The following is a 9,071-nucleotide window of genomic DNA, read 5'->3' as shown; positions in this document are numbered from 1 at the left end:
CGCCCGGGTCGGGTCGGGTGTCCGGAAGGCCCGGGACCGCCCACGACCCAAGGGGGACGGGGGCTCCGGCCCCCGGACCACCCCCACGGGCCGGCCGGCACACCGCAGGCCGGCGGGGCGGGGGGTGCAGGTCACACCCCTCGCCCCGGGACTCCCCGCAGCGAGGTGTGCTAGCTTAGAGCTCGTTGCAGTTGTGGTACCCATGAACTTTATGTGCGCCTGACGGGAATGCTCCGCAGGCGCTTTTATTGTTTTGCCGGAATCTCCGGATGGGGCCCTTTGCCGCCTATTCAGGAGATTTAAAATGGCACTTGGCACCGTGAAGTGGTTCAACTCGGAAAAGGGCTTCGGCTTCATCGAGCAGGACGGTGGCGGCCCGGACGTCTTCGCCCACTACTCGAACATCGCCACCCAGGGCTTCCGTGAGCTCCAGGAGGGCCAGCGCGTGTCCTTCGACGTCACCCAGGGCCAGAAGGGCCCCCAGGCGGAGAACATCATCCCCGCCTAAGTTCTTCAGCATGCCGGGGTCCGCACCGCGAGGTGCGGGCCCCGGCTTGTCTGCTGTTTCGACCTTTGTTTTACCTGCCGGTTTCAGGAGGGCTTTCTCGCATGACCAGCTCCAGCTCCGCACGACCCAGCCGCCGCCCCACCCGGGGTCGAGGTGCGGCCCAGGGGCGTCCGAAGTCTGGCGCGGGACGGCAGAAGTCCGCGCCCGTTGCCCGGCCCCAGGAATTCACCATGCCCGAGCCGATCGCCCCGGCGCTGCCGCCGGTCGAGTCGTTCGGGGACATGGACATGCCCGAGGCGCTGCTGAAGACCCTCGCCGCCCAGGGCGTCACCGAGCCGTTCCCGATCCAGGCCGCGACGCTGCCGAACTCCCTCGCCGGCCGTGACCTGCTCGGCCGCGGCCGTACCGGCTCCGGCAAGACGCTGGCCTTCGGCCTGGCGCTGCTGGCCCGTACCGCCGGCCGCCGCGCGCAGCCGAAGGCGCCGCTCGCGCTGGTCCTCGTACCGACCCGTGAGCTCGCGCAGCAGGTCACCGACGCCCTGGCCCCGTACGCCACGGCCGTCAACCTGCGCATCGCGACCGTCGTCGGCGGCATGTCGATCAACCGGCAGTCGGGCGCCCTGCGCCGCGGCGCCGAGGTGCTCGTCGCCACCCCCGGCCGCCTCAAGGACCTCATCGACCGTGGTGACGCCGACCTCTCGCAGGTCTCGATCACCGTCCTCGACGAGGCCGACCAGATGACCGACATGGGCTTCATGCCGCAGGTCACGGCGCTGCTCAAGCAGGTCGAGGCCGGCGGCCAGCGGATGCTGTTCTCGGCGACGCTGGACAAGAACATCGACAAGCTCGTCAAGATGTTCCTGACCGACCCGGTCGGCCACTCCGTCGACCCGTCGGCCGGTGCGGTCACCACCATGGAGCACCACGTCCTGTACGTCATGGACGAGACCGACAAGAAGGCCGTGGCGACGCGTATAGCCGCTCGCGACGGCCGGGTGATCATGTTCGTCGACACCAAGCGCGGGGTCGACCGCATGGTCAAGAAGCTGCTGGCGGACGGCGTGCGCGCCTCCGGCCTGCACGGCGGCCGTTCCCAGCCGCAGCGCAACCGCACCCTCGACTGGTTCAAGACGGGCGAGGTCACCGCGCTGGTCGCCACCAACGTCGCGGCCCGCGGCATCCACATCGACGACCTCGACCTGGTCGTCAACGTGGACCCGCCCACCGACCACAAGGACTACCTGCACCGCGGCGGCCGTACCGCCCGTGCCGGCGAGTCCGGCAGCGTGGTCACCCTGGTCCTCCCCGACCAGAAGCGGGACATGACCCGTCTGATGTCGGACGCCGGGATCTCCCCGCGCACCGCGCAGATCAAGTCCTCCGACGAGGAACTGGCCCGGCTGACCGGCGCCAAGCAGCCCTCGGGCATCCCGGTCGTGCTGGAGGTTCCGCAGCCGACCGCGCCCAAGCAGCGTTCCGGCTCCGGCGCGGGCTCCGGCTCGCGCCGCCGCTCGGGCGGCGGGCCGCGCACCGGTGCCGCCACGGGCGGTGCTCCGGCGGCCGGCGGTCGTAGCCGCCGTTCCGGTGGGGGCGCCTCCGGGCAGGCCCCGGCGGCCTCCGGTTCGGGCCAGGCCCGGCGCGGCGGCCAGGGCGGCGGCGCGGTGGCCGGTGGCTCCGGCGAGCGCGGCCGGCGCGGGACCGGCGGCGCAGGTGGCGGCGCGGCCGCGGCTTCCGCGCGCAGCCGGGTCGGCTCCGGGGGCCAGGGCCGCCGCCGGGCGGTCTGACCCCTCACCGCACACACACGACGACGCCGGGCAGCGCGGGAAGCGCTGCCCGGCGTCGTGCTGTCCGCAGCACCTGCCGCTAGCGGACCATCTTGGCCTGCAGCTTCGCCAGGGTCCGCAGATCCAGGCCGAGGCCCTGGGTCAGGTAGCCGTAGAAGCTGCCGTAGTCGGCCTCCAGCTGCGCCGTCGCCGAGTCCAGATAGTCCTGGCGGACCTCCTGGAGCGGGATCAGCAGGTCCGGGTTCTGCATCCGGCCCGACTGCTTGAGGCCCGCCCGCACCCGGGCGTCGTAGGCGGCGCGGAAGGTGTTCGACGCCAGGTAGTCGCGCTCCGCGGTGTCCTCGGGGACGGCGAGGGCGCGCAGCAGGACGTAACTCATCCAGCCGGTCCGGTCCTTGCCGGACGTGCAGTGGTACAGGACCGGGCCCTGCCGGCCGTCGGCGATCTCCCGCAGGGTCGCCGCGAACTGCGCCCGGTTCTCGGGGCTGCTCACGAAGGTGCGGTAGATGTCGCGCATGTAGGCCTCGGCGCGGCCGCCGCCGAGCATCTGCTCCTGGACGACGGGATCGCCGCTGCCGATCGCGCCGACGAGGGTTCCGTAGAGGCCGAGGTCACTGACGGCGCGCGAGGTGGGGGAGAGCCCGGCGGGCAGCCGGTCGGCGCCGTCGTACTGGAGCTCCATCGGAATGCGGAAATCGACGACCTTCGTGAGGCCGAGACCGGAGACGGTGGTGACGTCGGCGTCGGTCAGCTTGCTCAGTGCGTCGGAGCGGTAGACCAGCCCCTGGCGGACCTGGCCGCCGGTCCAGGTGCGGTAGCCGCCGATGTCCCGGAGGTTGACGGCGCCCTGGAGGGGGATCTGGCGAATCGTTTCGGCTTGCTGCTGCTGCTGGTGCCGGGCGCTGACCCCGGCTCCGGGCGCCGCTTCCGCGTACGCGGAAGCGGGCAGGGTCCCGACGGCGAGAGCGGCGGCGGCCGCCGCGGTCGCCAGGCGGATGCGGGCACGGCTCATAGGGGCGACTCCTGTGACGGAGAAGGGGGATCACCCTGGTGGTGGCAGGGTGCGGAGCGAGTGCAGTGCTTCGAGTGATTCCAGTGCCTGTTGTGCTTCGGCCATGACGCGGGAGACGAGCTCCGCACAGGACGGAAGATCGTCGATCACTCCTGCGACCTGGCCCGATGCCATGACGCCGAGGTCCGTACGGCCCTCGACCATGGACGCCTTGAGGAGCATCGGGGTGTTCGCGGCGAGCAGGACCTGGCTCCAGGACAGGTCCTTGCCGTGTTTCATCGCGAGGCCGTCGCGGACCATCTGCGGCCAGCTCAGCCCGGACAGCTTCCGGAAGCCGGCCGCGTGCCGGACCGCCCGGACCAGCGCCCGGGCGCGGCCCGCCCGCTCCAGGGAGTCGACCAGCTCCGTACGGAGCATGCGGTGCGGCAGCCCGTCGACGGCCGTGGTGACGGTGACGTCCTTGACCGTGGCCTTCAGGTACTCGGCCTTCACGGCGTCCGGGACGGTCGAGTCCGAGGTCAGCAGGAACCGGGTGCCCATGGCGATGCCCGCGGCCCCGTACGACAGCGCAGCGACCAGCCCGCGCCCGTCGCTGAAGCCGCCCGCCGCGATCACCGGGATGTCCACGGCGTCCACGACCTGCGGCAGCAGCACCGTCGTGGCCACGTCCCCCGTGTGACCGCCGCCCTCGCCCCCCTGCACGATCACCGCGTCGGCGCCCCACGCGGCCACCTTCTCGGCGTGCCGCCGGGCCCCGATCGACGGGATGACGACCACGCCCGCGTCCTTGAGCCGCCCGATCAGCTCCTTGGACGGCGCCAGCGCGAACGAGGCGACCCGCACCCCCTCGTCGATGATCAGCTGGGCGCGCTCGGCCGCGTCCCCGGCGTCCGCCCGCAGATTGACCCCGAAGGGGGTCCCGTCCGGCGTGCGGGACTTGACCTCGCGGACCGCCGAACGCAGCTGGTCCAGCGTCATCGTGGCCGAGGCCAGGATGCCCAGCGCCCCCGCGTTCGCCGCGCCCGACACCAGTCGGGGGCCGGCGACCCAGCCCATGCCCGTCTGCACGAGGGGGTGCTCGACCCCGACCAGCTTCGTGAGTGCCGTCTCCATCGCCATCGCCATCGCCATCGTCCTCGCCATCGCGTCAGACCCGCACTTCCCGGTCGCGCAGCCCCTTGGGGTCGATCACGTCGCGGATCAGCCGCAGCTCCTCGGCGGTCGGCTCGCGGGTGTACGGGACCTCGCCGGTGATCGCCGGCTCGAAGCCGCTCGCCGCCAGGACGTCCTCGACGGTGACGCCGGGGTGCAGGAAGGCCAGGCGCATCGAGTGACCGGGTCCGGCGAAGTCGAAGACGCCGAGATCGCTGACCACCCGGGGGAGCCGGTGGAAGCGGGTCACCCCGGCCGCCTCCGCACGGTCGTAGCCGACCCCGCTGACCATGTCGACGCGCTCGACGAACACCCGCTTCGAGTGCTTGGGCACCCAGTAACTCACCGGGTTGTTCAGGGTGTTCACGGGGGCGCCGCGCACCCCGAGGAGCTGGCGGGCCGGCCGCTCCCAGTCGCCGATGCACGAGATGTTCTGATTGCCGAACCGGTCGATCTGGCTGGCGCCCATCATCACGTGCCGCCGGCCGCCGGTGACCATCGTCAGGTGACGCCGGTACGGGAGCCAGCCCTCGGCCGTGCCGTCGAGCCCGACGAGCATCGCCTCGCCGTCGGTCAGCAGCAGGTCGGGGGAGAAGGTCCGCTTCGCGAGACGGGCCCCGAAGGAGGGGACCAGACCCATCGGGCTGGCGAGCACCTCGCCGTTGTCGCGCCAGGCCTCGGCGCAGGCGATCACGCAGTACTCGGCACGGGAGACGGCGCGGGGGGCGGTGGTGGTGGCGTCGGTGGTCGTCACTGCTGCTCCTCGTGCCAGGTCCGGACGGCCAGCTGGTAGTCGTGCTCGCCCGCCCCGGACAGGAAGCGGTCGGCGAACTCGTTCCAGGGGGTTGCCGCGTACAGCTTCTGGAAGGCCTCGTCGCGGTCGTAGTCGGGGACGCAGGAGGTGAAGTGCGCGCCGTTCGGTGTCTCCACGACCCCGGTCACGGAGTGCCGGCTGACGAGGAGGGACTGCGGGGGGCCGGACTTGGTGAGCTCGGCGGTCTCGACGAGCTGCTCGCAGGAGACGTAGGCGGCGTCGGCGGCCTCGCAGAAGAGGTCGTCGAAGTACGGGTCCGGGCCCAGGTACTGGGCGTTGCCGAGGCGGTCGGCGCGGTTGAGGTGGACCAGGGCGGCGTCCATGCGCAGGGCGGGGACGGCGACGAGCTCCTCGCCGTCGTCGTAGGGGGAGGTGACCGTACGCAGCTCCGGGTTGACCCGCATCACGTCGGAGCCGAGGCCCGCACGGACGGGGAGGAAGGGGAGCCGGTTGGCGGCGGCGTGCAGGCCCCACATGAACATGGCCTCGTCGAGCTCGGTGAGGGTGAACGCGGCGCGCTCGCGGGCGGCCCGGAAGTGCGGCTCCAGCGGGATGGAGTCGAGGGTGGCGAAGGGGGCGACCAGTCTGCGGATCCGGCCGGCGGCGGCCAGCAGGCCGACGTCGGGGCCGCCGTAGGAGATCACGGTGAGATCGGTGATCTCGGACCGGAGCAGTGCGCGCACCAGGGCCATGGGCTTGCGCCGGGATCCCCAGCCGCCGATGCCGACGGTCATCCCGCTGTGCAGCTGCCCGACCACCTCGTCGGGGGTCATGGACTTGTCGGTCATGCGCGCTCTCCCTTCCCGAAGGTGTCGCGGACCCGGTCGGCCACCCCGCTGAGGTTGGCCTCGAAGGTGAAGCCCTGCTCGAAGCGGTAGCTGCGGCGCACGTCCACGGGGTCGATCCCGTTGATGGCCGCCTTGGCGAGCCGGATCAGGTAGCCGTCCTTCTTCGCGATCTCGGCGGCCAGCTCCAGGGCGGCGGCGCGCAGCTGCGCGCGCGGGACCACCTTCCAGACCGAGCCGTGGGCGTGCAGTTCGGCGGCGGTCGCGGTGCGCGAGGTGTAGTACAGCGCGCGCATCAGGTGCTGCGGGACCAGCCGCGCCAGGTGGGTGGCGGCGCCGAGCGCGCCCCGGTCCAGCTCGGGCAGCCCGAAGGTGGCGTCCTCGGAGGCGACGATCGCGTCGGCGTTGCCGACGAGCCCGATGCCGCCGCCCAGGCAGAACCCGTTCACGGCCGCGACGACCGGCACCTCGCACTCGTACACGGCGGCGAAGGCCTCGTAGCAGCCCCGGTTGGCGCCGACCAGGGCGGCGTGGCCGGTGTCGCGCTGCATCTCCTTGATGTCGACGCCGGCATTGAAGCCGCGGCCCTCGGCGGCGAGGACGACGCACCGGATCTCGGGGTCGCGGCCGGCCGCCCGCAGGGCGTCGGCGAGGTCGTACCAGCCCTGCACCGGGAGTGCGTTGACGGGTGGGAAGTCGACTGTGACGAGTGCGATGCCCTTGTCGGGGCTTGAGGTGGAGACACCCATGAGCGGATCAGCTACCTTTCCACCAAACATTTGTTAGGTGAGGAAGGTAGCAGCCTATGGAGCTCGACGGGAGGGTCGTCGTCGTCACCGGAGGGACCCGGGGCGTCGGCGCCGGGATCGCCCGGTCGTTCCTCGCGGCTGGCGCGGACGTGGTCGTCTGCGCCCGGCGGCCACCGGACCAGGAGGTGACGGCGGACGGCCGGACGGCCGCCTTCACACCGGTCGACCTGCGCGATCCCGCCGCCGTGCACACGTTCTTCGGCGCGGTCGCGGGCCGGTACGGGCGACTCGACTGCCTGGTCAACAACGCGGGCGGCACCCCGTACCGGCTGCTGGGCGAGGGCGAGGCGCAGCGCCATGCGCGCGTCGTCGAGCTCAACCTGCTCGCGCCGATGACCGCCTCGCTCGCGGCGTACCCCTGGCTGCGCGAAGCGCGGGGCTCGGTGGTCATGATCGGCAGCGTCAGCGGGACCCGCCCCTCGCCGGGGACGGCCGCCTACGGCGCCGCCAAGGCGGGGCTGGAGAACCTGGCCCGGTCCATGGCCGTCGAATGGGCCCCCGACGTACGGGTCAACTCACTGCTCCTCGGCATGGTGCGGACCGAACTGGCCCACCTGCACTACGGCGACGAGGCCGGCATCGCGTCGGTCGGCGCCACCGTCCCGCTGGGGCGGCTGGCGGAACCCTCGGACGTGGGGGAGGCGGCGGTGTTCCTGGCCTCGGACCGGGCGGCGTACGTGAGCGGGGCGAGCCTGCTGGTGCACGGGGGCGGGGAGCGCCCGGCGTTCCTGGATGCGGCAACTGTCAACAAGGAGAGCTGAGATGGCGGGACTGTGTGAAGGCCGGGTCGTGATCGTGACGGGCGCGGGGCGGGGGCTGGGGCGTGCCCATGCGCTGGCCTTCGCGGCGGAGGGGGCGAAGGTCGTCGTGAACGACCTCGGGGTCGGGCTCGACGGACTGCCGGGGCCGGACGGCCCGGCGGCCCAGGTGGTCGCCGAGATCGAGGCGCTGGGCGGTGAGGCGCTCGCGCACGGCGGCGACATCGCCACGTCCAAGGGCGCGGCCTCACTGGTGACGGCGGCCGTGGACACCTTCGGGCGCCTGGACACCCTCGTCAACAACGCGGGCTTCCTGCGGGACCGGATGCTGGTCAACCTGGACGAGGACGACTGGGACGCGGTCATGCGGGTCCACCTGAAGGGCCACTTCCTGCCGCTGCGGTCGGCGGCCGCGTGGTGGCGGGCGGAGGCGAAGGCGGGCCGGCCCGTGGCCGCCCGCGTGGTCAACACCTCCTCCGGGGCCGGACTGCTGGGCTCGGTCGGCCAGGGCAACTACAGCGCGGCCAAGGCCGGGATCCTCGGCCTGACGATGGTCGCGGCGGAGGAGATGGGCCGCTACGGGGTCCAGGTCAACGCGATCGCCCCGGCGGCGCGGACCCGGATGACGGAGCGGACCTTCGCCGAGACCATGGCCGCCCCCGAGGCGGGCGGCTTCGACGCGATGGCCCCGGAGAACGTCTCCCCGCTGGTGGTGTGGCTGGGGGCGGACGCCTCGGCGGGGGTCACGGGCCGGGTCTTCGAGACGGAGGGCGGCCGGATCACGGTGATGGAGGGCTGGCGGCCGGGCCCCACGGCGGACCGGGGCGCACGCTGGACCCCGGCGGAGGCGGGGGCGGCCACCGTGGAACTCCTCGCGGCGGCGCAGGCTCCGCTACCGGTGTACGGCGCGCGGTAGCCGCCCCCGGTCCGGTCCCGGCGACGGGGGCGGAGGCTAAGGTTCCTGGTCCTGGACAAGAAGCCGAAGGGACACGAACCGACGATGGCCGTCACGCCGACCCCGCAGAAGATCACCACGTTTCTGATGTTCGAGGGGCGGGCCGAGGAAGCCATGGGCTTCTACGTCTCGCTGTTCGACGACGCCGAGGTGCTCGCCGTCAGCCGCTACGGCCCCGACGAGACCGGACCCGGGGCCGGGCCCGCGGGAACCGTGCGCCACGCGACCTTCTCCCTGGCCGGACAGCAGTTCATGTGCATCGACAGCCCGGCCCAGCACGCGTTCGGCTTCACGCCCGCGGTGTCGCTGTACGTCCAGTGCGAGGACGACGCCGAGATCGACCGCCTCTACCGCGCGCTCGCCGAGCAGGGCCAGGAGCTGATGCCCCTGGGCTCGTACGGATTCAGCCACCGGTTCGGCTGGGTGAACGACCGCTTCGGCGTCTCCTGGCAGCTGAACGTCGCAGCCCCGCCCAGCACGGGCGGGTGACGGGG

The 9,071-nt window shown here is 72.6% G+C and carries 10 protein-coding genes; 5 read left to right on the top strand and 5 right to left on the bottom strand.

Features of this window, described 5'->3' with window-relative positions; genetic code table 11:
• Nucleotides 1–304 precede the first annotated feature (304 nt).
• A complete protein-coding gene (locus ACZ4YL_RS16400) occupies nt 305–508 on the top strand; it encodes a cold-shock protein (protein ID WP_030010141.1) in 204 nt (67 codons plus the stop codon).
• Nucleotides 509–609: 101 nt separating this feature from the next.
• Complete coding sequence (locus ACZ4YL_RS16395) at nt 610–2,292, top strand: DEAD/DEAH box helicase (protein WP_468117071.1); 1,683 nt, start codon at nt 610–612, stop codon at nt 2,290–2,292.
• Nucleotides 2,293–2,371: 79 nt separating this feature from the next.
• Here ACZ4YL_RS16395 and ACZ4YL_RS16390 read toward each other — a convergent pair whose 3' ends face one another.
• Genes ACZ4YL_RS16390 through ACZ4YL_RS16370 form a run of 5 tightly spaced genes read right to left on the bottom strand, consistent with a single transcriptional unit; the run spans nt 2,372 to nt 6,804 of the window.
• Nucleotides 2,372–3,304 (bottom strand): tyrosine-protein phosphatase, encoded by a 933-nt coding sequence (locus tag ACZ4YL_RS16390; RefSeq protein ID WP_468117070.1) that lies wholly within the window; start codon nt 3,302–3,304, stop codon nt 2,372–2,374.
• A gap of 30 nt (nt 3,305–3,334) precedes the next feature.
• Nucleotides 3,335–4,429: an NAD(P)H-dependent flavin oxidoreductase gene (locus ACZ4YL_RS16385; protein WP_468117068.1), complete on the bottom strand. Its 1,095-nt coding sequence runs from the start codon at nt 4,427–4,429 to the stop codon at nt 3,335–3,337.
• 22 nt (nt 4,430–4,451) lie between these two features.
• A complete protein-coding gene (locus tag ACZ4YL_RS16380) occupies nt 4,452–5,210 on the bottom strand; it encodes a CoA-transferase subunit beta (protein ID WP_468117066.1) in 759 nt (252 codons plus the stop codon).
• The gene (locus ACZ4YL_RS16375) at nt 5,207–6,058 is read right to left on the bottom strand and encodes a CoA transferase subunit A (RefSeq protein ID WP_468117064.1); all 852 of its coding nucleotides are present in this window, start codon (nt 6,056–6,058) and stop codon (nt 5,207–5,209) included. The genes ACZ4YL_RS16380 and ACZ4YL_RS16375 overlap by 4 nt, the downstream gene beginning before the upstream one ends.
• Nucleotides 6,055–6,804 (bottom strand): enoyl-CoA hydratase family protein, encoded by a 750-nt coding sequence (locus ACZ4YL_RS16370; RefSeq protein WP_468117063.1) that lies wholly within the window; start codon nt 6,802–6,804, stop codon nt 6,055–6,057. The genes ACZ4YL_RS16375 and ACZ4YL_RS16370 overlap by 4 nt, the downstream gene beginning before the upstream one ends.
• Before the next feature lie 56 nt (nt 6,805–6,860).
• Here ACZ4YL_RS16370 and ACZ4YL_RS16365 point away from each other — a divergent pair, with 56 nt between their 5' ends.
• From ACZ4YL_RS16365 to ACZ4YL_RS16355, 3 genes are all read left to right on the top strand, one after another.
• Nucleotides 6,861–7,625 (top strand): SDR family oxidoreductase, encoded by a 765-nt coding sequence (locus ACZ4YL_RS16365; protein WP_468117061.1) that lies wholly within the window; start codon nt 6,861–6,863, stop codon nt 7,623–7,625.
• A 1-nt stretch (nt 7,626) separates the two neighbouring features.
• Nucleotides 7,627–8,538, top strand: coding sequence for an SDR family oxidoreductase (locus tag ACZ4YL_RS16360; RefSeq protein ID WP_468117060.1), 912 nt, complete (start codon nt 7,627–7,629; stop codon nt 8,536–8,538).
• An 84-nt stretch (nt 8,539–8,622) separates the two neighbouring features.
• A complete protein-coding gene (locus ACZ4YL_RS16355) occupies nt 8,623–9,066 on the top strand; it encodes a VOC family protein (protein ID WP_468117059.1) in 444 nt (147 codons plus the stop codon).
• Nucleotides 9,067–9,071: the final 5 nt, after the last annotated feature.

The organism is Streptomyces sp. NPDC030021, from assembly GCF_055574035.1.
The sequence above is the reverse complement of the archived record's forward strand: the minus strand, read 5'-3'. Positions and strand labels throughout refer to the sequence as shown.